Annotated in this window: 31 protein-coding genes; all 31 read right to left on the bottom strand. The window is 66.5% G+C overall.

What is annotated here, in order from left to right; all coding sequences use genetic code 11:
* Window positions 1–115: 115 nt before the first annotated feature.
* The 31 genes from rpmJ to BJ963_RS09945 all read right to left on the bottom strand — a co-directional run bounded on the left by rpmJ (window position 116) and on the right by BJ963_RS09945 (window position 21,357).
* Complete coding sequence (gene rpmJ, locus BJ963_RS09795) at window positions 116–229, bottom strand: 50S ribosomal protein L36 (RefSeq protein WP_018191946.1); 114 nt, start codon at window positions 227–229, stop codon at window positions 116–118.
* Window positions 230–311: 82 nt separating this feature from the next.
* Entirely contained in the window at window positions 312–533 is a 222-nt protein-coding gene (infA, locus tag BJ963_RS09800) for a translation initiation factor IF-1 (protein ID WP_011186713.1), read from the bottom strand.
* Between the two features lie 174 nt (window positions 534–707).
* Complete coding sequence (gene map / locus BJ963_RS09805; RefSeq protein WP_179456282.1) at window positions 708–1,538, bottom strand: type I methionyl aminopeptidase; 831 nt, start codon at window positions 1,536–1,538, stop codon at window positions 708–710.
* 2 nt (window positions 1,539–1,540) lie between these two features.
* Window positions 1,541–2,161, bottom strand: a complete 621-nt coding sequence (locus BJ963_RS09810; RefSeq protein ID WP_179456284.1) for an adenylate kinase — start codon at window positions 2,159–2,161, stop codon at window positions 1,541–1,543.
* Window positions 2,158–3,480 carry a preprotein translocase subunit SecY gene (gene secY / locus BJ963_RS09815; RefSeq protein ID WP_018191949.1) on the bottom strand — a complete coding sequence of 441 codons (1,323 nt, stop codon included), beginning with the start codon at window positions 3,478–3,480 and terminating at the stop codon, window positions 2,158–2,160. Before secY ends, BJ963_RS09810 begins: the two co-directional genes overlap by 4 nt.
* A 76-nt stretch (window positions 3,481–3,556) precedes the next feature.
* The gene (rplO, locus tag BJ963_RS19025; protein ID WP_218857053.1) at window positions 3,557–4,279 is read right to left on the bottom strand and encodes a 50S ribosomal protein L15; all 723 of its coding nucleotides are present in this window, start codon (window positions 4,277–4,279) and stop codon (window positions 3,557–3,559) included.
* Window positions 4,279–4,464: a 50S ribosomal protein L30 gene (gene rpmD / locus BJ963_RS09825; RefSeq protein WP_018191951.1), complete on the bottom strand. Its 186-nt coding sequence runs from the start codon at window positions 4,462–4,464 to the stop codon at window positions 4,279–4,281. Before rpmD ends, rplO begins: the two co-directional genes overlap by 1 nt.
* A complete protein-coding gene (gene rpsE / locus BJ963_RS09830; protein WP_018191952.1) occupies window positions 4,464–5,177 on the bottom strand; it encodes a 30S ribosomal protein S5 in 714 nt (237 codons plus the stop codon). Before rpsE ends, rpmD begins: the two co-directional genes overlap by 1 nt.
* Window positions 5,174–5,545 (bottom strand): 50S ribosomal protein L18, encoded by a 372-nt coding sequence (gene rplR / locus BJ963_RS09835; RefSeq protein WP_089908578.1) that lies wholly within the window; start codon window positions 5,543–5,545, stop codon window positions 5,174–5,176. Before rplR ends, rpsE begins: the two co-directional genes overlap by 4 nt.
* Window positions 5,546–5,547: 2 nt before the next feature.
* Complete coding sequence (gene rplF / locus BJ963_RS09840) at window positions 5,548–6,084, bottom strand: 50S ribosomal protein L6 (RefSeq protein ID WP_018191954.1); 537 nt, start codon at window positions 6,082–6,084, stop codon at window positions 5,548–5,550.
* 6 nt (window positions 6,085–6,090) lie between these two features.
* Window positions 6,091–6,489, bottom strand: coding sequence for a 30S ribosomal protein S8 (rpsH, locus tag BJ963_RS09845; protein WP_089908575.1), 399 nt, complete (start codon window positions 6,487–6,489; stop codon window positions 6,091–6,093).
* A 99-nt stretch (window positions 6,490–6,588) separates the two neighbouring features.
* Window positions 6,589–7,176 (bottom strand): 50S ribosomal protein L5, encoded by a 588-nt coding sequence (gene rplE / locus BJ963_RS09850; RefSeq protein WP_089908572.1) that lies wholly within the window; start codon window positions 7,174–7,176, stop codon window positions 6,589–6,591.
* Window positions 7,176–7,535 (bottom strand): 50S ribosomal protein L24, encoded by a 360-nt coding sequence (gene rplX, locus BJ963_RS09855; protein WP_018191957.1) that lies wholly within the window; start codon window positions 7,533–7,535, stop codon window positions 7,176–7,178. The genes rplE and rplX overlap by 1 nt, the downstream gene beginning before the upstream one ends.
* Window positions 7,536–7,538: 3 nt before the next feature.
* Window positions 7,539–7,907, bottom strand: a complete 369-nt coding sequence (gene rplN / locus BJ963_RS09860) for a 50S ribosomal protein L14 (RefSeq protein ID WP_018191958.1) — start codon at window positions 7,905–7,907, stop codon at window positions 7,539–7,541.
* Window positions 7,904–8,209 (bottom strand): 30S ribosomal protein S17, encoded by a 306-nt coding sequence (rpsQ, locus tag BJ963_RS09865; protein WP_018191959.1) that lies wholly within the window; start codon window positions 8,207–8,209, stop codon window positions 7,904–7,906. Before rpsQ ends, rplN begins: the two co-directional genes overlap by 4 nt.
* Window positions 8,209–8,538, bottom strand: a complete 330-nt coding sequence (gene rpmC / locus BJ963_RS09870) for a 50S ribosomal protein L29 (protein ID WP_089908569.1) — start codon at window positions 8,536–8,538, stop codon at window positions 8,209–8,211. Before rpmC ends, rpsQ begins: the two co-directional genes overlap by 1 nt.
* Complete coding sequence (rplP, locus tag BJ963_RS09875) at window positions 8,538–8,957, bottom strand: 50S ribosomal protein L16 (RefSeq protein ID WP_018191961.1); 420 nt, start codon at window positions 8,955–8,957, stop codon at window positions 8,538–8,540. Before rplP ends, rpmC begins: the two co-directional genes overlap by 1 nt.
* Before the next feature lie 2 nt (window positions 8,958–8,959).
* Window positions 8,960–9,727, bottom strand: a complete 768-nt coding sequence (gene rpsC, locus BJ963_RS09880; protein WP_089908567.1) for a 30S ribosomal protein S3 — start codon at window positions 9,725–9,727, stop codon at window positions 8,960–8,962.
* Window positions 9,727–10,119: a 50S ribosomal protein L22 gene (gene rplV / locus BJ963_RS09885; protein ID WP_018191963.1), complete on the bottom strand. Its 393-nt coding sequence runs from the start codon at window positions 10,117–10,119 to the stop codon at window positions 9,727–9,729. The genes rpsC and rplV overlap by 1 nt, the downstream gene beginning before the upstream one ends.
* Window positions 10,120–10,144: 25 nt before the next feature.
* Window positions 10,145–10,426, bottom strand: coding sequence for a 30S ribosomal protein S19 (gene rpsS / locus BJ963_RS09890; protein WP_018191964.1), 282 nt, complete (start codon window positions 10,424–10,426; stop codon window positions 10,145–10,147).
* A 12-nt stretch (window positions 10,427–10,438) separates the two neighbouring features.
* The gene (rplB, locus tag BJ963_RS09895; RefSeq protein ID WP_179456288.1) at window positions 10,439–11,278 is read right to left on the bottom strand and encodes a 50S ribosomal protein L2; all 840 of its coding nucleotides are present in this window, start codon (window positions 11,276–11,278) and stop codon (window positions 10,439–10,441) included.
* A 24-nt stretch (window positions 11,279–11,302) separates the two neighbouring features.
* Window positions 11,303–11,599: a 50S ribosomal protein L23 gene (gene rplW / locus BJ963_RS09900; protein WP_018191966.1), complete on the bottom strand. Its 297-nt coding sequence runs from the start codon at window positions 11,597–11,599 to the stop codon at window positions 11,303–11,305.
* Window positions 11,599–12,249 (bottom strand): 50S ribosomal protein L4, encoded by a 651-nt coding sequence (gene rplD / locus BJ963_RS09905; RefSeq protein ID WP_179456291.1) that lies wholly within the window; start codon window positions 12,247–12,249, stop codon window positions 11,599–11,601. Before rplD ends, rplW begins: the two co-directional genes overlap by 1 nt.
* Before the next feature lie 5 nt (window positions 12,250–12,254).
* Window positions 12,255–12,914, bottom strand: a complete 660-nt coding sequence (gene rplC, locus BJ963_RS09910) for a 50S ribosomal protein L3 (RefSeq protein WP_020076939.1) — start codon at window positions 12,912–12,914, stop codon at window positions 12,255–12,257.
* A 14-nt stretch (window positions 12,915–12,928) separates the two neighbouring features.
* On the bottom strand, window positions 12,929–13,237 hold the full coding sequence (rpsJ, locus tag BJ963_RS09915; protein WP_018191969.1) for a 30S ribosomal protein S10: 309 nt from the start codon (window positions 13,235–13,237) through the stop codon (window positions 12,929–12,931).
* A gap of 719 nt (window positions 13,238–13,956) precedes the next feature.
* Window positions 13,957–15,477: a choice-of-anchor L domain-containing protein gene (locus BJ963_RS09920; RefSeq protein WP_179456294.1), complete on the bottom strand. Its 1,521-nt coding sequence runs from the start codon at window positions 15,475–15,477 to the stop codon at window positions 13,957–13,959.
* Window positions 15,478–15,606: 129 nt separating this feature from the next.
* Entirely contained in the window at window positions 15,607–16,800 is a 1,194-nt protein-coding gene (tuf, locus tag BJ963_RS09925) for an elongation factor Tu (protein ID WP_018191971.1), read from the bottom strand.
* A gap of 116 nt (window positions 16,801–16,916) precedes the next feature.
* Entirely contained in the window at window positions 16,917–19,031 is a 2,115-nt protein-coding gene (gene fusA, locus BJ963_RS09930) for an elongation factor G (protein WP_018191972.1), read from the bottom strand.
* Between the two features lie 99 nt (window positions 19,032–19,130).
* The gene (rpsG, locus tag BJ963_RS09935) at window positions 19,131–19,601 is read right to left on the bottom strand and encodes a 30S ribosomal protein S7 (RefSeq protein ID WP_089908555.1); all 471 of its coding nucleotides are present in this window, start codon (window positions 19,599–19,601) and stop codon (window positions 19,131–19,133) included.
* On the bottom strand, window positions 19,601–19,975 hold the full coding sequence (gene rpsL, locus BJ963_RS09940; RefSeq protein WP_011186743.1) for a 30S ribosomal protein S12: 375 nt from the start codon (window positions 19,973–19,975) through the stop codon (window positions 19,601–19,603). Before rpsL ends, rpsG begins: the two co-directional genes overlap by 1 nt.
* Window positions 19,976–20,337: 362 nt before the next feature.
* Window positions 20,338–21,357, bottom strand: coding sequence for a hypothetical protein (locus tag BJ963_RS09945; RefSeq protein WP_179456297.1), 1,020 nt, complete (start codon window positions 21,355–21,357; stop codon window positions 20,338–20,340).

The raw sequence follows: 21,357 nt of genomic DNA on the forward strand, positions 1-21,357 counted from the left end.
GAGTGGAGGTCTGCAGCGATCCCGGTGCCCCGGCCTCCTCCGGGGGTGTCCCCCTCGCCCGTTTCCGGACGAGGGATCTGGCATCGCCTGTGTTCTTATTCGGTTATGACTGCGTTCAGCCCTGGCGCTGCTTGTGGCGCGGGTTCTCGCAGATGACCATGACCCGGCCGTTGCGTCGGATGACCTTGCACTTGTCGCAGATCCTCTTGACCGAGGGGTTGACCTTCATGAGTGTTTCTTACCTTTGTTCGCTGTCCTCGTACCTCACCCGGGGCTACCCGTTGGGTGGGGCCGTTACTTACAGCAGACCTTTACTTGTAGCGGTAGACGATCCGGCCGCGGGTCAGATCGTAGGGGCTCAGCTCGACGATCACGCGGTCCTCGGGGAGGATGCGGATGTAGTGCTGGCGCATCTTGCCGGAGATGTGGGCAAGAACCTTGTGACCGTTGGTCAACTCCACGCGGAACATCGCGTTGGGAAGAGCCTCGATCACGGATCCTTCGATCTCGATGACACCGTCTTTTTTGGCCATAGCCTCACTGTCGCTAAAAGTCGTGGTTTGCTGGTCGTGCGTTGATCGGCGGAAGGCTCGTCTGAAACGTGCCTAAGACACCAAGGATCTATCTTATGGGAAAGGGCGCGAATCCGCCAATCCGAGTGTATGATCCCCCGCCGCCCTGAGCGAACGCCGTCTCGCGGGCGCCCATCAGGCGATCGGAACCGGCGTGACGCCGAACTGCGCCAGGCCGGCGGCCCCGCCGTCCGTGGCGGTGAGCACCCAGATGCCGCCCGCGTGCACGGCGACGCTGTGCTCCCAGTGAGCGGCGGCCGATCCGTCCTCCGTCGCGACGGTCCAGCCGTCGTCCTTGACGTAGGTCTCCTGCGATCCGAGGACCACCATCGGCTCGATCGCGACGACGAGTCCCGGGCGCACCTCCGGACCCTTGGCGCGGACGCGGTAGTTGAACACCGGCGGCTCCTCGTGCATGCGGCGCCCGATGCCGTGGCCGATGTAGTCGGTCAGGATTCCGTAGTCGCCCTGCGCCGAGATGTAGTCCTCGATCGCCTCCCCCACGTCGTTGAGGTAGCGGGCCGAGGCCAGGGTCGCGATACCGCGCCACAGCGACTGCTCCGTCACCTCGGAGAGACGGGCGCGCTCGGCGACCGCCTCGGGATGCGCGGGATCGGGCAGCACGAAGGTGCGGGCTGCATCACCGTTCCAGCCTCCCAGGATCGCGCCGCTGTCCACGGACAGGATGTCGCCGGGCTCCAGGATGCGCGCACCCGGGATGCCGTGCACGACCTCGTCGTTCACCGACGCGCAGATCGTGTGGTGGTACCCGGGCTCCAGCTGGAAGTTCGACGCGCCGCCGGCCTCCACGATCGCCCGCTCGGCGATCGCATCGAGCTCGAGCGTCGAGACGCCGGGGCGGACCGCCGCGGCGACCGCCTCGAGGGATGCCGCCGTCGCGCGCCCGGGCGCGACCATGTCGCGCAGTTGGGCGGGCGTCTTGTAGATCGACCTCTTGAAGACCACTTCTAGGCCACGGACTCGCCGGCGGACGCGGACGCGCCCGCGACGGGGGTGATGCCGCGCTCGGCCAGAGCAGAGGCGATCCGCTCGGCGACCTCGTCCATCGCGCCCAGGCCGTCGACCGGGACCAGCAGGCCCCGCTCGCGGTAGACGTCGATCAGCGGGGACGTCTCACGCAGGTAGACCTCCTGGCGGTGGCGGATGGCCTCCTCCGAGTCGTCGGCGCGGCCCTGCTCGAGGGCGCGCTTGGTCAGGCGCTCCACGATCTCGTCCTGGTCGGCGGTGAGCTGGATGACCGCATCCAGCTTCTGTCCCTTGCCCGCGAGGAGCTCGTCGAGATAGTCGACCTGCGCGAGCGTGCGCGGATACCCGTCGAGCAGGAAGCCGTTCTTGGCGTCCTCCTCGCCGAGCCGGTCGGCGACCAGCTGGTTGGTGAGGGTGTCCGGGACGTAGTCCCCCGCATCCACGATGGCCTTGACCTGCTTGCCGAGCGGCGTCTCGTTCTTGATGTTGGCCCGGAAGATGTCGCCCGTGGAGATGTCGGGGATCCCGTAGGTGGTCGTGATGCGGGAGGCCTGGGTGCCCTTGCCCGCTCCGGGGGGTCCGACGATCAGCATTCGGGTCAACGCAGAAGCCCTTCGTAATGCCGCTGCTGGAGCTGGGAGTCGATCTGCTTGACCGTCTCCAGCCCGACACCGACGATGATCAGGATGGACGTGCCGCCGAACATGAAGTTCTGGCTTGCGCCGATCAACGCGAAGGCGACCAAGGGGATCAGCGCGATGATGCCCAGATAGAACGAACCGGGCAGGGTCACCCGCGTGAGCACGTAGTCGAGGTACTCGGCCGTCGGACGGCCCGCGCGGATGCCGGGGATGAAGCCGCCGTACTTCTTCATGTTGTCCGCGACCTCCTCCGGGTTGAAGGTGATCGCCACGTAGAAGTAGGTGAAGCCGACGATCAGGAGGAAGTACAGCAGCATGTACAGCGGGTGGTCGCCCTTGGTCAGGTAGTTCGTGATCCAGGTGACCCACGGCGCCGGGGCCTTGCCCGCGGCCGGCTGGTTGAACTGGGCGATGAGCGCCGGCAGGTACAGCAGCGACGAGGCGAAGATCACGGGCACCACGCCGGCCATGTTGACCTTGATCGGGATGTACGTGTTGTTGCCGCCGTAGGTGCGCCGGCCGACCATCCGTTTCGCGTACTGCACGGGGATGCGCCGCTGCGACTGCTCGACGAACACGACGCCCATGACGATGAGCAATCCGATCGCGATCACGACCAGCAGGATCTCGATGCCCTGCGACTGGCCGACCGCCCACAGGGAGGACGGGAACTGCGCGGCGATCGAGGTGAAGATGAGGAGCGACATGCCGTTGCCGATGCCGCGCTCGGTCACGAGCTCGCCCATCCACATGATGAGGCCCGTTCCGGCGGTCATGGTGACGACCATGAGCATGATCGCGTACCAGGAGTCGTCCGTGATCAGCTGCGTGCACTGCGAGACGGCAGTGGTGCCGAACAGGGCGCCGCTCCGGGCGACGGTGATGAGGGTCGTCGACTGGAGGACGCCCAGCGCGATCGTGAGGTAGCGCGTGTACTGCGTGAGCTTGGCCTGACCGGCCTGGCCCTCCTTGTAGAGGGTCTCGAAGCGCGGGATGACCACGCGCAGCAGCTGCACGATGATCGACGCGGTGATGTACGGCATGATGCCGAGCGCGAAGATCGAGAGTTTGAGGAGGGCACCGCCGGAGAAGAGGTTCACCAGCGAATACAGGCCGGAGGTGTCCTGATTGGCGTTCAGACAGGTCTGGACGTTGCCGAAGTCGACGAACGGCGCCGGGATGAAGGACCCCAGCCGGAACAGGGCGATGATGCCCAGCGTGAAGAAGATCTTCCGGCGAAGATCCGGGGTGCGGAAGATCCGCCCAACGGCGCTAAACAATCCTGCGTCCTGCTTTCCTAAGAGTCAGTCGGGTGGCCGGTTCCCCGGCCACCCGACTCAGCTGCTCTGCGGATGACTACTTGACGGAGCCACCTGCGGCGACGATCTTCTGCTCGGCAGAGCCGGAGACCTTGTCCACCGCAACGTTCAGCTTAACCGCAATGTCCCCGTTGCCGAGAACCTTGACCTTTTCGTTCTTGCGAACGGCACCCTTGGCGACCAGGTCGGCGACGGTGACGTCACCGCCGGACGGGTACAGCTCGGCGAGCTTCTCCAGGTTCACGACCTGGTACTCGACGCGGAACGGGTTCTTGAAGCCGCGCAGCTTCGGCGCACGCATGTGCAGCGGAAGCTGACCGCCCTGGAAACCGGGGCGCACCTGGTAGCGCGCCTTGGTTCCCTTGGTACCGCGGCCGGCCGTCTTGCCCTTGGAGCCCTCACCGCGTCCGACGCGGGTCTTCTCCTTCTTGGCACCGGCGGCGGGGCGCAGGTGGTGCACCTTCAGGACCTGCTCGCGCGGAGCGGCGACGTCCTTCTTGGCGGAGGACTTCGCGGCCGGCTTCGCGGCCACGGTGTCGTCCGTGCTGGAGGCGGCGGCCTTGTCGGCAGCGGCCTTCGCCGGTGCCTTCTTGGCCGGAGCCTTCTTCTCGGTGCTGGTCTTCTCGGCGGCAGCCTTCGCGGCGGCCGGCTTGTCGGCGGCAGCCTTCGTGGCAGTAGCCTTCGTGCTCGCGGCCTTGGTCGCGGGCTTCTTGGCGGCCGGCTTCTCAGCGGCCTCTGTTGTGGCCTTCTCTTCAGCCATTAGTCAATCTCCTCGACCTTCACCAGGTGAGCGACGGTGTTGACGTACCCGCGGTTCTGCGGGTTGTCCTCGCGGACGACGACGTCACCGATGCGCTTCAGTCCCAGACTGCGCAGCGTGTCGCGCTGGTACTGCTTCTCGCTCACTTTCGACTTGATCTGCGTGATCTTCAGACGCGCAGCCATCAGGCACCTGCCTTTGCGGTCGCGGCGGCCTCGGCCAGCGCTGCCTCGGTGCGAAGCAGGCGCGCCGGGGCGACCTGGTCGTAGTCGAGACCACGGCGAGCTGCGACGGCACGGGGCTCCTCGAGCTGCTTCAGCGCCTCGACGGTCGCGTGCACGATGTTGATCGTGTTGGACGAACCGAGCGACTTGCTCAGGACGTCGTGGATGCCGGCGCACTCCAGGACGGCACGCACCGGGCCACCGGCGATAACACCGGTACCGGCGGCGGCCGGACGCAGGAGGACGACACCGGCGGCGGCCTCACCCTGCACCGGGTGCGGGATGGTGTTGCCGACGCGCGGGACGCGGAAGAAGTTCTTCTTCGCCTCCTCGACGCCCTTCGAGATCGCCAGCGGGACCTCACGGGCCTTGCCGTAGCCGACGCCCACCAGACCGTTGCCGTCGCCGACGACCACGAGAGCGGTGAAGCTGAAGCGACGACCACCCTTCACGACCTTCGAGACGCGGTTGATGGTGACGACGCGCTCCAGGAACTGGCTCTTGTCGGCGTCACGGCTGCCACGGTCGCGGTTGGGGTTGCGCTCGCGGCCACCACGGCGCGGCTCGCGCTCGCTCCGGGTGTTGTTGTCGGTGCCCGCAGCGGTCTCCACCGGCTGCGCGCTGTCCGTTACCTGATCGGCCACGGTCTGCTCCTTGTTGTTCTCGTCGCTCACAGGTTCAGTCCACCCTCTCGAGCTCCCTCGGCGACAGCGGCGACGCGGCCCGCGTACTTGCTGCCTCCACGGTCGAACACGACGGCCTCGACACCGGCGCTCTTCGCGCGCTCGGCGACGAGCTCTCCGACCTTGCGGGCCTTGGCGGTCTTGTCACCGTCGAAGGTGCGCAGGTCCGCTTCCATGGTCGACGCGGACGCCAGCGTGTGGCCCTTCGCGTCGTCGACGACCTGCACGAAGACGTGGCGGGCCGAACGGGTCACGACCAGGCGCGGACGGACCGCGTTGCCCTCGATCTTCTTGCGAAGGCGGGTGTGACGGCGGTCGCGGGCGGCCGCCTTGCTCTTTCCTCTGGTACCCAGAGCCATGATTACTTACCAGCCTTTCCGGCCTTGCGACGAACGACCTCGCCGGCGTAGCGCACGCCCTTGCCCTTGTACGGCTCGGGCTTGCGGATCTTGCGGATGTTCGCGGCGACCTCACCGACGGCCTGCTTGTCGATCCCGGCCACGGTCAGGCGGTTGTTGCCCTCGACCGTGAACGTGATGCCGGCCGGCGGCTCGACCGTCACCGGGTGCGAGAAGCCGAGAGCGAACTCGACAGCCGAGCCCTTCTGGACGACGCGGTAACCGGTGCCGACGATCTCCAGGCCCTTGGAGTAGCCCTGGGTGACGCCGATGATCTGGTTGTTGATGAGGGTGCGGGTCAGGCCGTGCAGCGAACGCGAAGCGCGCTCGTCGTCCGGACGGGTCACCAGGACCTGGTTCTCCTCCAGCTTGACCTCGATGGGCTCCGCGACGGTGAGGCTGAGCTCACCCTTCGGGCCCTTGACGGTGACGGCCTGGCCGTCGATCTTCACATCGACCCCGGTCGGGATGTCGATGGGCAGTCTTCCAATACGCGACATGGCGGATTACCACACGTAGGCGAGGACTTCCCCACCCACGCCCTTCTTCTCAGCCTGGCGGTCCGTGAGCAGACCGGAGGAGGTGGACAGGATGGCGACGCCGAGCCCGCCGAGCACCTTGGGGAGCTCCGTGGACTTCGCGTAGACGCGAAGGCCGGGCTTCGACACGCGCTTGATACCGGCGATGGAACGCTCGCGGTTCGGACCGAACTTGAGCTGCAGGGTCAGCGTCTTGCCGACGCGGGCGTCGGTGACGTCCCAGCCCGCGATGTAGCCCTCCGTGGTGAGGATCTCGGCGATGTGGGCCTTGAGCTTCGAGTGCGGCATCGACACGGTGTCGTGGTGAGCCGAGTTCGCGTTGCGCAGTCTGGTCAGCATGTCTGCGACCGGATCTGTCATGGTCATTTCGGTTTTCCTTACGGTCACCAGGTTTCGTTCAGCCGGTACACGACTGACGACCTGTGGTGGAAGCGGGCCGGCCGGACGGCCGGCCCGCAGGTGGGCCTAGTTGGCCGCGTCGGTGGAACGGAACGGGAAGCCGAGCTGCTTGAGCAGCGCGCGGCCCTCGTCGTCGTTCTTCGCGGTGGTCACCACAGTGATGTCCATGCCGCGGACGCGGTCGATGCGGTCCTGGTTGATCTCGTGGAACATCGACTGCTCCGTGAGACCGAACGTGTAGTTGCCGTTCCCGTCGAACTGCTTGTCGCTGAGGCCGCGGAAGTCGCGGATTCGCGGCAGCGCGAGCGAGAGGAGACGGTCGAGGAACTCCCACATGCGGTCGCCGCGCAGCGTGACGTGCGCGCCGATCGGCTGGCCTTCGCGCAGCTTGAACTGCGCGATGGACTTGCGGGCCTTCGTGACCTGGGGCTTCTGACCGGTGATCAGGGTGAGGTCGTTGACCGCGCCGTCGATCACCTTGCCGTCACGAGCCGCCTCGCCGACACCCATGTTGACGACGATCTTCACCAGACCGGGCACCTGGTGCACGTTGGTGAAGCCGAAGTCGCCCTGGAGCTGCTGGGAGATCTCGTTCTTGTACTTCTGCTTCAGGCGCGGCTGGATTTTGCCAGCAGCGGTTGCAGTGTCGGTCATTACAGGTCCTTACCAGACTTCTTGGCGTAACGAACGCGGACCGTCTTGGTGACGCCGTCCTTCGTGACGCTCTCTTCGCGGAAGCCGACGCGGGTCGGCTTCTTGGTCTCGGGGTCGACCAGCGCCACGTTCGAGACGTGGATCGGGGCCTCGTGGGTCTCGATGCCGCCGGTCTTCGTGCCACGCTGCGTCTGGCCGACGCGCACGTGCTTCGTCACGAAGTTGACGCCCTCGACGATGACGCGGTTCTGCTCGACGAGAACCTCGATGACGCGACCCTGCTTGCCACGGTCACCACCGCGGGCCTGCGAACGGCCCGAGATGACCTGGACCAGGTCGCCCTTCTTGATGTTCGCCATGGGTTACAGCACCTCCGGTGCGAGCGAGATGATCTTCATGAACTTCTTGTCGCGGAGCTCGCGGCCGACCGGTCCGAAGATGCGCGTGCCGCGGGGGTCACCGTCGTTCTTCAGGATGACAGCGGCGTTCTCGTCGAACTTGATGTAGGAGCCGTCCGGGCGGCGGGTGTTCTTGCGAACACGCACGACGACCGCCTTGACGACGTCGCCCTTCTTGACGTTCCCACCCGGGATCGCGTCCTTGACCGTGGCGACGATGACGTCGCCGAGGCCGGCGTACCGACGGCTGGAGCCGCCGAGCACGCGGATCGCGAGGAGCTCCTTGGCGCCGGTGTTGTCGGCGACCTTGAGTCGGGATTCCTGCTGGATCACTTGGCCTTCTCCAGAATCTCAACCAGGCGCCAGCGCTTGCTGGCGCTCAGGGGACGGGTCTCGTTGATGAGAACGAGGTCGCCGATGCCGGCGGTGTTGTTCTCGTCGTGCGCCTTCACCTTGGAGGTGCGGCGGATGACCTTGCCGTACAGGGGGTGCTTCACGCGGTCCTCGACCTCGACGACGATGGTCTTGTCCATCTTGTCGCTGACGACGTACCCGCGACGGGCCTTGCGGTACCCGCGGACGAGGGCCTCGTCAGCCGCCGACTCCGCGGCCGCGGCCTTGGTGGTCTCAGCCATTACTTGGCCTCCTCATTCGTGGTGTCGACCTCGGCCTCGGCGGCCGGGGCCGCCTTCTTGGCGCGGGTCTTCTTCTTCTCGGCCGGCGCCGCCTCGGCCGGAGCCGGGGTGGCCCGGATCCCGAGCTCGCGCTCGCGGATCACGGTGTAGATGCGAGCGATGTCACGCTTCACGGCGCGCAGGCGGCCGTGGCTCTCGAGCTGGCCGGTGGCCGACTGGAAGCGGAGGTTGAACAGCTCTTCCTTGGCCTTCTTCAGCTCGTCGACGAGACGCTCGTCTTCGAAAGTGTCGAGCTCGCTCGAGGCAAGCTCCTTGGATCCGATCGCCATTACGCGTCGCCCTCCTCGCGCTTGATGATGCGTGCCTTGAGGGGCAGCTTGTGGATTGCACGGGTCATGGCCTCGCGAGCGAGCTGCTCGGAGACGCCGGAGACCTCGAAGAGGACTCGACCCGGCTTGACGTTGGCGACCCACCACTCCGGCGAACCCTTACCGGAACCCATTCGGGTCTCGGCCGGCTTCTTCGTGAGCGGACGGTCGGGGTAGATGTTGATCCACACCTTGCCGCCGCGCTTGATGTGACGCGTCATGGCGATACGAGCGGACTCGATCTGACGGTTGGTCACGTAAGCGGGCGTCAGGGCCTGGATGCCGAACTCGCCGAAGGAGACCTTCGTGCCACCGGTCGCCTGGCCGCTACGGCCGGGGTGGTGCTGCTTGCGGTGCTTGACTCTGCGTGGGATCAACATGGTTATGCCTCAACTCCTGCTGCGGCCGGCGCGCCAGCGGTCTCGGGGGCGTTGCCCCGGCCACCGCGACGCGGACGGTCGTTGCGCTCGCGCGACGGCTTCTGGTTGGCCTGCTCGCGAGCCAGTTCCTTGTTCGTGATGTCGCCCTTGTAGATCCACACCTTCACACCGATGCGACCGAAGGTGGTCTTGGCCTCGTAGAAGCCGTAGTCGATGTTGGCGCGGAGCGTGTGCAGCGGCACACGACCCTCGCGGTAGAACTCGGAGCGGCTCATCTCGGCGCCGCCGAGACGGCCGGACACCTGGATGCGGACACCCTTGGCGCCGGCGCGCTGGGCGCCCTGCAGGCCCTTGCGCATCGCGCGGCGGAACGCCACGCGGGCGGCGAGCTGCTCGGCGATGCCCTGGGCGACGAGCTGAGCGTCGGCCTCGGGGTTCTTGACCTCGAGGATGTTCAGCTGGATCTGCTTGCCCGAGAGCTTCTCGAGGTCGGCGCGGATGCGCTCGGCCTCGGCGCCACGACGACCGATCACGATGCCCGGGCGGGCGGTGTGGATGTCGACGCGGACGCGGTCACGGGTGCGCTCGATCTCGATGCGGGACACGCCCGCGCGGTCGAGCGACGTCTTCAGCAGGGTGCGGATCTTGACGTCCTCGGCGAGGTAGTCGCTGTAACGCTGACCCTTCTTGGTGCTGTCGGAGAACCAGCGCGACACGTGGTCGGTGGTGATTCCCAGACGGAAGCCGTACGGATTGACTTTCTGACCCATTACTTGCTCGCCTTCTTGCTGACGGGGGCGGCCTCGGCCTCGTCCGGCGTCGCGAGGACGACCGTGATGTGGCTGGTGCGCTTGTTGATGCGGAAGGCCCGGCCCTGTGCACGCGGCTGGAACCGCTTGAGGGTGGTCCCCTCGTCCACGAAGGCGCGGCTCACGTACAGGTCCTGCTCGTCCAGGTAGGTGTTGCTCTGGTCGGCCTTGACACGCGCGTTGGCGATGGCCGAGGCGACGAGCTTGTACACAGGCTCGCTCGCGCTCTGGGGGGCGAACTTCAGGATGGCCAGGGCCTCCTGAGCCTGCTTGCCGCGGATCATGTTGACGACGCGGCGGGCCTTCATGGGGGTAACGCGGATGTGTCGCACGCGGGCGATCGACTCCACCATTTCTCTCCTCCTTACGCCACCGCGATCAGCGGCGGCGACCCTTCTTGTCGTCCTTCACGTGTCCACGGAAGGTGCGGGTCGGCGCGAACTCGCCGAGCTTGTGTCCGACCATGGTCTCGGTGACGAACACCGGGATGTGCTTGCGACCGTCGTGCACCGCGATGGTGTGACCCAGCATGGCCGGGACGATCATCGAGCGGCGCGACCAGGTCTTGATCACGTTCTTGCTGTTGGCCTCGTTCGCGGCGACCACCTTGCGAAACAGGTGCTCGTCGACGAAGGGGCCCTTCTTGAGACTGCGTGGCATCTTCTCGAACTCCTACTTGCGCTTCTTGCCGGCGTTGCGACGGCGGACGATGAGCTTGTCGCTTTCCTTGTTGGGGTGGCGCGTACGGCCTTCCTTCTGACCCCACGGGCTGACCGGGTGGCGACCACCGGAGGTCTTGCCCTCACCACCACCGTGCGGGTGGTCGATCGGGTTCATCGCGACACCACGCACGGTCGGGCGGACGCCCTTCCAGCGCATGCGGCCGGCCTTGCCCCAGTTGATGTTCGACTGCTCGGCGTTGCCGACCTCGCCGACGGTGGCGCGGCAGCGCACATCGACGTTGCGGACCTCGCCCGAGGGGAGGCGCAGCTGGGCGTAGGGGCCGTCCTTCGCGACGAGGCGGACCGAGGCACCGGCCGAACGGGCGAGCTTGGCGCCACCGCCCGGCTTCAGCTCGATCGCGTGCACGACGGTACCGGTCGGGATGTTGCGCAGCGGCAGGTTGTTGCCCGGCTTGATGTCCGCGCCGGCACCCGACTCGACGACGTCGCCCTGCTTCAGGCCGGCGGGCGCCAGGATGTAGCGCTTGGTGCCGTCCACGAAGTGCAGCAGCGCGATGCGCGCCGTGCGGTTGGGGTCGTACTCGATGTGGGCGACCTTGGCGTCGACGCCGTCCTTGTCGTTGCGACGGAAGTCGATCACGCGGTACTGGCGCTTGTGGCCACCACCGATGTGACGGGTCGTGATGCGGCCCTGGTTGTTGCGGCCACCGGTCTTCGACAGCGGACGGAGAAGGGACTTCTCCGGCGTCGAGCGCGTGATCTCGGCGAAGTCGGCGACCGAGGAGCCGCGACGACCGGGGGTCGTGGGCTTGTAGTTACGAATTGCCATGTCTGTTTTCCTCTAGTCCTTCGCTCAGCCGACGGCCGTGAAGATGTCGATGGAACCGGACTTCAGCGTGACGATGGCGCGCTTGGTGTCCTTGCGCTTGCCGGTGCCGAAGCGGGTGCGGCGGGTCTTGCCCTGACGGTTCAGGGTGTTCACCGACGCGACCTCGACCTTGAAGATCGACTCGATCGCGAGCTTGATCTCGGTCTTGTTGGAGCGCGTGTCGACGAGGAAGGTGTACTTGCCCTCGTCGATCAGGCCGTAGCTCTTCTCGGAGACGACCGGGGCGATGATGACGTCGCGCGGGTCCTTGTTGACGGCCATTACGCGTCCACCTCTTCCTTCTTGGTCTTGGCGGCGATGAAGGCCTCGAGCGCGGCCTGCGAGAAGACGATGTCGTCACTCACCAGGACGTCGTAGGCGTTCAGCTGGTCGTACGTCAGCACGTGCACGGTCGGCACGTTGCGGACGCTCTTGAAGGTGAGCACGTCGTCGCGCTCGAGCACGACGAGCACGTGCTTCGAGGTCGCGATGCCGCTCAGCAGGTCGACGACCGCCTTGGTGGACGGCACGTCACCGGTCGTGAACGCCTGAACGGCGTGCAGACGGCTGCCGCGGGCGCGGTCCGAGAGAGCGCCGAGCAGAGCAGCGGCGATCATCTTCTTCGGGGTGCGCTGCGCGTAGCTGCGCGGCGTCGGACCGTGGACGATGCCACCGCCGGTCATCTGAGGAGCACGGATCGAGCCCTGACGAGCGCGGCCGGTGCCCTTCTGCTTGAACGGCTTGCGGCCGGCGCCGGAGACCTCGCCGCGACCCTTGGTCTTGTGCGTGCCCTGGCGCGCCGCAGCGAGCTGAGCCGTGACCACCTGGTGGATCAGCGGGATGTTGGTCTGAACGTCGAACAGGGCCTCGGGAAGCTCGATGGAGCCGGCCTTCTTGCCCTTGAGGTCGACGACGTCAATCGAGGTAGCCATTTACCTTAGGCCCCCTTCACTGCGTTGCGGACGAAAACGATGCGGCCACGAGCGCCGGGAACGGCGCCCTTGACCAGCAGCAGGCCCTTCTCGGCGTCGATGCCCTGCACCTTGAGGTTCAGGACGGTGACGCGCTCGCCACCCATGCGACCGGCCATGCGCATGCCCTTGAAGACACGGCTCGGGGTCGAAGAGGCGCCGATGGAGCCCGGCTTGCGGTGGTTGCGGTGCGCACCGTGCGAAGCGGAGACGCCCTGGAAGTTGTGGCGCTTCATCACACCGGCGAAGCCCTTGCCCTTCGAGGTCCCGACGACGTCGACCAGCTGGCCGACCTCGAAGGTCCCGTCGACGGTGAGCTCCTGGCCGGCCGCGTACTCGGCGGCGTCGGCGGTGCGGACCTCGGTGAGGTGACGACGCGGGGTGACGCCCGCCTTGTCGAAGTGGCCGGCGGACGGCTTGTTGACCTTGCGCGGGTCGATCTGGCCGTACGCGATCTGGACGGCGTTGTAGCCGTCGGCCTCGGGGGTGCGGACCTGGGTCACGACGTTCGGCGTGATCTCGATGACGGTCACGGGGATGAGCTTGTTGTTCTCGTCCCAGACCTGCGTCATACCGAGCTTCTTGCCGAGGAGGCCCTTGGAAGTCTTCGTGTCAGCGTTGGACATGGTGGCACTCCCCCTTAGAGCTTGATCTCGATGTTGACGTCGGCGGGCAGGTCGAGACGCATGAGCGAGTCGACGGCCTTCGGCGTCGGGTCGATGATGTCGATCAGCCGCTTGTGCGTGCGCATCTCGAAGTGCTCGCGGCTGTCCTTGTACTTGTGGGGCGAACGGATGACGACCACCACGTTCTTCTCGGTGGGAAGCGGCACCGGCCCGACGACGGTCGCGCCGGCACGGGTCACCGTGTCGACGATCTTGCGCGCCGAGGTGTCGATGACCTCGTGGTCATACGACTTAAGCCGAATGCGGATCTTCTGTCCCGCCATGTCTGACTCTCTCTCTTGTTATGGCGTCGTACGAGACGACCCTCTCGAGTCGTTCTTCGCATTGGACGCGGGCGACGTACGCGTGGAACGCCACTATTCTTCTGTCAACTCCTCGACCCCCGCGCTCGGGCGTGTCACCCTGCGCACGGCACAGAGTTAGCCCCTTGCCGCGTGTTGGTCGAATTGAGCGTGTCCTGCTGCCTGCGGCCTAACCTCGTCCCGCCGGTCGCCCTGCGCTGAACGCAGGAGACTCTCGCGATGGGCTATGCACTGCCTGGCAGTGATCCGGTTCGCGCGCACACCTGCACGCACATTCCGGAATGTTGAACTAGATAATCTTGCCAGATCGCGGCGAATGCTGCAACCCGGGCGTGTCGCGTCGGCGGGGCGCGAGGGGTGCATGGGGCGCCGGTGAGGCGCCATGAGCGTGATCGGGGGCGACGGGAAGGAGAAGGGGAAGAACGAAGAGAGCGGGGCCGGCGAAGCCGACCCCGCTCGAGTGGCGCCTCGCGCCGCCACTCAACTCATTGGTTCACGACCGCTATGCGGCTCCCGAACTTCCGTCACGAGATCCTGTCAGCGGCGTGGACTGGTTTGCGAGGCCGTTGGTATCCATAGGCACTCCTCTCATCGACGAACCGTCCGGTTGAAACGGTGCACCAATTCTGCGCCGTGTGCGCCGGGAGGTAAACCCCCGGCGGCCAACCCGCAGCACGTCGTCAGCCATCGAGCCGACGCGACCGTCGCAGGACTCCGCCTATTCCGAGCACGACCCCCAGCGTCAGAGCCGCCGCTCCCACGGCCACGGCCCAGCTGGCATCGGTGCCGGTTGCCGCCAACGCTGTGCTCCCGGCGGCCGCCGCCGTCTTCCCCTCCGCTGACGGGTCTCGGTCGCTCCGGTCGGCCACCCCGGTACCGCTCGCATCCGCCGGGGGATCGACGATGTCGATGGTGACGGTACCGGGAGCGCTCGTGACGCCCGAACGCGTGGCCGTGTAGCGGAAGCTGACGGTGCCCGTGAAGTCCGCGGCGCTCTGGTAGAGGTGGGAACCACCCTCAACGACGAGGAAGCCGGCAACCGGCGGCTGCACGATCTCGAACGTGGTCGACGCAGCGGGATCGTGCGGGGTCGCGGCCAGGGTGATCGGGACGGCGGCGCCCCGCACGATGGAGTGGTGCGCGTCGAGCGCCGACAGCACAGGTGTCTCTGGCGCCACGGGTGCCGTGACCAGCACGGTGACGGTGTAGGGAGGGGAGACGTCGACACCGTCCGACACGGTGTAGGTGAACGTGACGAGTCCCGAGAAATCCGCCGGGGCCGTGTAGACGACACCGGTGGGGCCGGACACGAGCGTTCCGTGCGCCGGCGGATCGAGCACCGTGTAGGTCAGCGGGTCGCCATCGCCGTCGGCGCCCGGATAGACGACCTCGCCGGACCCGCCCTGCGCGACGGTCAGTGCGACGTCGGCGGCGGTCGGCGGAGTGTTCGATCGCACGCTCCCGGCGGAGATGAGCACCGTGGAGTCGAGGCTATGGTCTCGCGCGTCGGCGATGACGAGCTTCGCATGATTGACCTCCCCCTTGTTCACCGGAGCCTCGCAGGTGAGCGGCGTCGTGAATCCGTTGAACGCCGTGCCGTCCCGCGGGGTGGTCGCGTTGTTCGCGATGTAGAACGCGGTGTTGACCTTGTGGTTGACCGACGCCACCGACACGGGCGTATCGCCGATCACCGCGCAGTTCGTGCCGTTGATGAAGAAGCGGAACGAGTCGTTGACCAGCCCGATCCAATCGGGGTACTCCTCGGACGCGAACACGTAGGTGAACGACACGGAGTCGGCACGTGGAGTGAAGTCGAACTCGAGGACGGCAGCGTCGAAGGTGTTCAGACCGATGGACGCTTCGATGTCGTCATCGCCCGGGGTGCCCAGATAGCCGCTCCGGTCGTCCGTGTGCACGCCAGGAAGGCCGACGACGCGTCCCGTGCTCAGCGCTACCCCTTCATCGATGCCCATCGTCGACATGCCCGAGAAGGTGCCGAGCGCCTGAGGGTCGCCGAGCATGGTGGCCCCCAGGATCTCGATCCCAGGACCCGCCAGTGAGGCGGCGAGCTCGCCGGCGGAGGAACCGGTCGCATCGGTCACCAGCCCGCCGCCGGCCGCCGCCGGCGACACGGCCAGGGTCGTGGTCGCGGCTACCGAAATGGCTGCGATGGCCCCGCAGATGATCGTGACATTCTGCATCGCAATTCCTTCTCTCCGATGATGTGTGTCAGCATATCTGCCGACCCCTCACCGTCGTCAAGGCTTGCAATAACACGAAAGAGGGCCGAGCCCGAAGGCCCGACCCTCTTCCGAGTGAAGTCGAAGGACTTACTTGATGATCTTCGTCACCGTACCGGCACCCACGGTGCGGCCACCCTCACGGATGGCGAAGCCGAGGCCCTCCTCCATGGCGATCGGCTGGATCAGCTCGACCGACATGTCGGTGGTGTCGCCGGGCATGACCATCTCGGTGCCCTCGGGCAGCGAGATGACGCCGGTGACGTCGGTGGTACGGAAGTAGAACTGCGGACGGTAGTTCGTGTAGAAGGGGTTGTGACGGCCACCCTCGTCCTTCGAGAGGATGTAGGCGGTGCCCTCGAAGTTGGTGTGAGGGGTCACAGAACCCGGCTTCGCGACGACCTGACCGCGCTCCACGTCCTCGCGCTTGGTGCCACGGAGGAGCAGACCACAGTTCTCGCCGGCCCAGGCCTCGTCGAGCTGCTTGTGGAACATCTCGATACCGGTGACCGTGGTCTTCTGCGTCGGGCGGATGCCGACGATCTCGACCTCGGAGTTGATGGCCAGCGTGCCACGCTCGGCGCGGCCCGTGACGACCGTTCCACGACCGGTGATGGTGAAGACGTCCTCGATCGGCATGAGGAACGGCTTGTCCTTGTCACGCACCGGGTCGGGGATGGAGTTGTCGACGGCGTCCATGAGGTCGAGGACCGACTGGACCCACTTCTCGTCGCCCTCGAGAGCCTTGAGGCCCGAGACGCGCACGACGGGGGCGTTGTCGCCATCGAAGTCCTGGCTGGAGAGCAGCTCGCGAACCTCGAGCTCGACGAGCTCCAGGATCTCCTCGTCGTCCACCATGTCGGACTTGTTCAGCGCGACGAGCAGGTACGGCACGCCGACCTGCTTGGCGAGCAGAACGTGCTCACGGGTCTGAGCCATCGGGCCGTCGGTGGCGGCGACCACGAGGATCGCGCCGTCCATCTGAGCAGCACCGGTGATCATGTTCTTGATGTAGTCGGCGTGACCCGGGGCGTCAACGTGCGCGTAGTGGCGCTTCGGCGTCTCGTACTCGACGTGCGAGATGTTGATCGTGATACCACGCTGACGCTCTTCCGGAGCCGAGTCGATCGACGCGAAGTCGCGCTGAACGTTGGTCGCCGACGGGTACTTGTCAGCAAGCACCTTGGAGATCGCCGCGGTGAGCGTCGTCTTGCCGTGGTCGACGTGACCGATGGTTCCGATGTTGACGTGCGGCTTAGTCCGCTCGAACTTGGCCTTAGCCACTGTGGGTCCTCCTCAGGACTCTCGTGTAGAGGCGCCGGTCGATGGATTTCGACCGGAAGCTCTACGGGATTGGTTTCTTATGTTACGGGATGTTGCCGAAGGCTTGAGACCCGAGGTCACTCGCCCTTGCTCTTCTGGACGATCTCGTCGGCCACAGCCTTCGGGACCTCCGCGTAGCTGTCGAACTGCATCGAGTACACCGCGCGGCCCGAGGTCTTCGACCGCAGGTCACCGATGTAGCCGAACATCTCCGACAGCGGGACGTTGGCACGCACCACCTTGACGCCGCTGGCATCTTCCATCGACTGGATCTGCCCACGGCGGGAGTTCAGGTCGCCGATGACGTCGCCCATGTACTCCTCCGGCGTACGGACCTCGACCGCCATGAGCGGCTCGAGGAGCACCGGGTTCGCCTTCCGAGCGGCCTCCTTGTAGGCCATCGAGCCGGCGATCTTGAACGCCATCTCCGAGGAGTCGACGTCGTGCGCTGCACCGTCGAGGAGCGTCGCCTTGACGCCCACCGTCGGGAAGCCGGCGAGGACGCCGACCTGCATCGCGTCCTGGATGCCCGCATCCACCGAGGGGATGTACTCGCGCGGGACGCGACCACCGGTGACGGCGTTCACGAACTCGTACGAGGTCTCCGGGGTGACCTCCATGGGCTCCAGGCTGATCTGCACCTTTGCGAACTGACCGGAACCACCGGTCTGCTTCTTGTGGGTGTAGTCGTACTTCTCCACCGTGCGGCGGATGGTCTCGCGGTAGGCCACCTGGGGCTTGCCGACGTTCGCCTCGACGTTGAACTCGCGCTTCATGCGGTCGACGAGGATGTCGAGGTGGAGCTCGCCCATGCCCTTGATGACGGTCTGGCCGGTCTCCTGGTTCTGCTCGGTGCGGAACGTCGGGTCCTCTTCGGCCAGCTTCTGGATCGCGGTGCCCAGCTTCTCCTGGTCGGCCTTGGTCTTCGGCTCGATGGCGACCTCGATCACCGGCTCCGGGAAGGTCATCGACTCGAGCACGACCTGGTTGTCCGGGTCGCTCAGGGTGTCACCGGTGGTGGTGTCCTTGAGGCCGATCACCGCGTAGATGTTGCCGGCGGTGACGAAGTCGACCGGGTTCTCCTTGTTGGCGTGCATCTGGAAGATCTTGCCGATGCGCTCCTTCTTGCCCTTGGTCGAGTTGATGACCTGGGCGCCGGAGTCGATGCGGCCCGAGTAGACGCGGACGTAGGTGAGACGACCGAAGAACGGGTGCACGGCGACCTTGAAGGCCAGCGCGGAGAACGGCTCGGTGGCGTCGGCGTGGCGCAGGATGACCTGCTCCTCGTCGCGCGGGTTGTGCGCCTCGATGGCGGGCACGTCGAGCGGCGACGGGAGGTAGTCGATCACGGCGTCGAGCATCGGCTGCACACCGCGGTTCTTGAACGCGGAACCGCAGAGGACCGGGTAGATCTCGTTGTTCACGGTGAGCTTGCGGATGGCCGCCTTGATCTCCGGAACGGTGATCTCCTCGCCGCCGAAGAACTTCTCGAGCAGCACGTCGTCGCTCTCGGCGACGGTCTCGATCAGCTTCGCGCGGTACTCCTCGGCCTTGGCCTGCAGGTCGGCGGGGATCTCCTGGACCTCGTACTTGGCGCCCATGGTGACATCACCCTTGGCGTCGCCGGGCCAGACCAGCGCGCGCATCTCGATCAGGTCGACGACGCCGACGAAGTCGGACTCCGAGCCGATCGGGAGCTGCATCACCAGCGGCTTGGCGCCGAGGCGGGAGATGATGGTGTCGACCGTGAAGTAGAAGTCGGCGCCGAGCTTGTCCATCTTGTTGACGAAGCAGATGCGCGGGACGACGTACTTGTCGGCCTGGCGCCACACGGTCTCCGACTGGGGCTCAACGCCCTCCTTCGCGTCGAACACGGCGACGGCGCCGTCGAGGACGCGGAGCGAACGCTCCACCTCGACGGTGAAGTCCACGTGACCGGGCGTGTCGATGATGTTGATCTGGTTCTTGTTCCAGAAACAGGTGACGGCCGCGGACGTGATGGTGATGCCGCGCTCCTTCTCCTGCTCCATCCAGTCGGTGGTCGAGGCGCCGTCGTGCGTCTCGCCGATCTTGTGGTTGACGCCCGTGTAGAACAGGATGCGCTCGGTCGTGGTGGTCTTGCCGGCATCGATGTGGGCCATGATGCCGATGTTGCGGACCTTGTTCAGGTCGGTGAGCACGTCCTGTGCCACAGGGTTCCTCCGAAGTGTTGAAAGTGAGGGGTGCCGTCCGGGCGCGGCACTATGAGGTATAACGCCCGGACGGCCAGATTTATTACCGGCGGTCGGTGCTTACCAGCGGTAGTGGGCGAAGGCCTTGTTCGACTCGGCCATCTTGTGCGTGTCCTCGCGACGCTTCACAGCGGCGCCGAGGCCGTTGGACGCGTCGAGGATCTCGTTGGTGAGACGCTCGGTCATCGTCTTCTCGCGACGACCCTTGGCGTAGCTGGTGAGCCAGCGGAGCGCGAGCGTGTTCGCGCGGTGCGGCTTGACCTCGACCGGCACCTGGTAGGTCGAGCCACCGACACGGCGGGAGCGGACCTCGAGGGTCGGACGGATGTTGTCGAGAGCCTTCTTCAGCGTGGTGACCGCGTCCTGGCCGGACTTGGTGGCGACGCCCTCGAGCGCGTCGTAGACGATGCGCTCGGCGAGGCCCTTCTTGCCGTCGAGGAGGATCTTGTTGACGAGCTGGCTGACGACCGGCGAGCCGTAGACCGGGTCGGCGACGACGGGGCGCTTAGGAGCGGGACCCTTGCGAGGCATTACTTCTTCTCCATCTTCGCGCCGTAGCGGCTGCGAGCCTGCTTGCGGTTCTTCACGGCCTGGGTGTCCAGGGCGCCACGAACGATCTTGTAGCGGACGCCGGGGAGGTCCTTCACACGACCGCCGCGGACGAGCACCATCGAGTGCTCCTGCAGGTTGTGGCCCTCACCGGGGATGTAAGCGGTGACCTCGGTCCCGTTCGACAGCTTCACACGGGCGACCTTGCGGAGCGCCGAGTTCGGCTTCTTGGGGGTGGTGGTGTACACACGCGTGCACACGCCGCGCTGCTGCGGGTTGGCCTTCAGGGCGGGGGCCTTGGTCTTGGTGACCTTCGGCGTCCGTCCCTTGCGGACCAACTGCTGAATGGTTGGCACTGAACTTCTCCTTATATGGACTGCACGGTGACAGTTGTTGCTTCTTCCCCATGAGCCACCCACCGGCTTCGCGCCCGCCATCGTGAACGATGGAGGCTGTCGTCGGGTGGAACGGCACTTGGGGGGAATCGGACGGCAGGGCCGGCCGATATGCCGTGGGGGCGGGGGTTCCGTGCGGTCTCCCTGCCCATCGGATGAGTACGTGCCAACCCGCTCGCTCCTCACCCGGAAACCGGGCACGAAGCAAGCGCGCGACAGAGCGCACACCCGATAAATAGTATCCGCCGGGGAGCGGTCGGTCAAATGAGCGCGGGTGCGGGCGGCCCCTGTCCGCGCACGGCGAAACCGGACGCCGCCCGGGCTCAGCCCTGGGTCGAGCCGTCGGAGAGCTGCGGGGTGAAGACGGCGCCGCCGGGGCCGAACGTCACGAACCCGAAGTACTCGAACTCGAACGGATCCGTCGAGGCCTGACCGGTCGAACCGTCGGAGGGGCTCGTCACCGTCGCGGAGGCCTCGATGCTCCCCCTGTCGCTCGACACCATCCATCCGCCGTGCGCCCAGGAGGAGTCGACCGCCACCAAGGGCCGGTCGTCCAGAGTCCAGTGGACGCCGCTCACGGTGTACCCGTCGTCTGTCGTGTCGTCGACGACGAAGGGGCAGCCGGCCGGGTCGGCGACGGTCGTCGCCACGCACGCGTCGAGCCACGCGTCGACTGCGGCGCGGGCCGCGGTGTCGCCGTCGGATGACAGCTGGGCCGGGAAGCGGGTGGTCTGCGGCCGGCCGGAGGGGCGGGAGGCGACATCCGCATCCCAGATCCGGTAGGCGGCGTTGGGCGACGTGAAGCTCATGGGGTAGCTGCCGGGGAGCGCACGCAGCGTGACGATCGTGCGCAGCGCCTGGTTCGCCGGCCGGATCCCGGCGATGGAGTAGGTCATCCCGTCCGGCGCCTGCACCTCGAACGAGACCGTGTCCGGCGCCACCTTCGCCATGCGCCAGAGCGGGACGCCCGGCAGCCCGCCGGTCCGCTCGAATGCGAAGGTACGGCGCTGCTCCTGGTCGCCCTGCGTGAGGACGGCCTCGACGGTCGTGCGCCCCGACCGGGTCACCGGGCGACCGACCGTGAACGAGGTGATGCGATGCGTCGCCGTGGCATAGACCTTGTCGGTCAGCAGGATGTCACCGGCCGAGCGGTGGATCCCGGCGATGCGCATCGCCTGTTCCGCCTTTCCGTGCTCCAACGCGGTCAGATAGCGCGCGACCAGGGTGCGCGGCAACTCCTGCGCCATGCCGATCGTGGCGATCGACATCACCGCGCCCGCAAGCGTGGCGAGCACCACGACCGTGACGCCCAGCCACAGCGCCGCCCGTGTCGACCTCCCCAC

It is taken from the genome of Leifsonia soli, from assembly GCF_013408745.1.
GTDB lineage: Bacteria > Actinomycetota > Actinomycetes > Actinomycetales > Microbacteriaceae > Leifsonia > Leifsonia soli.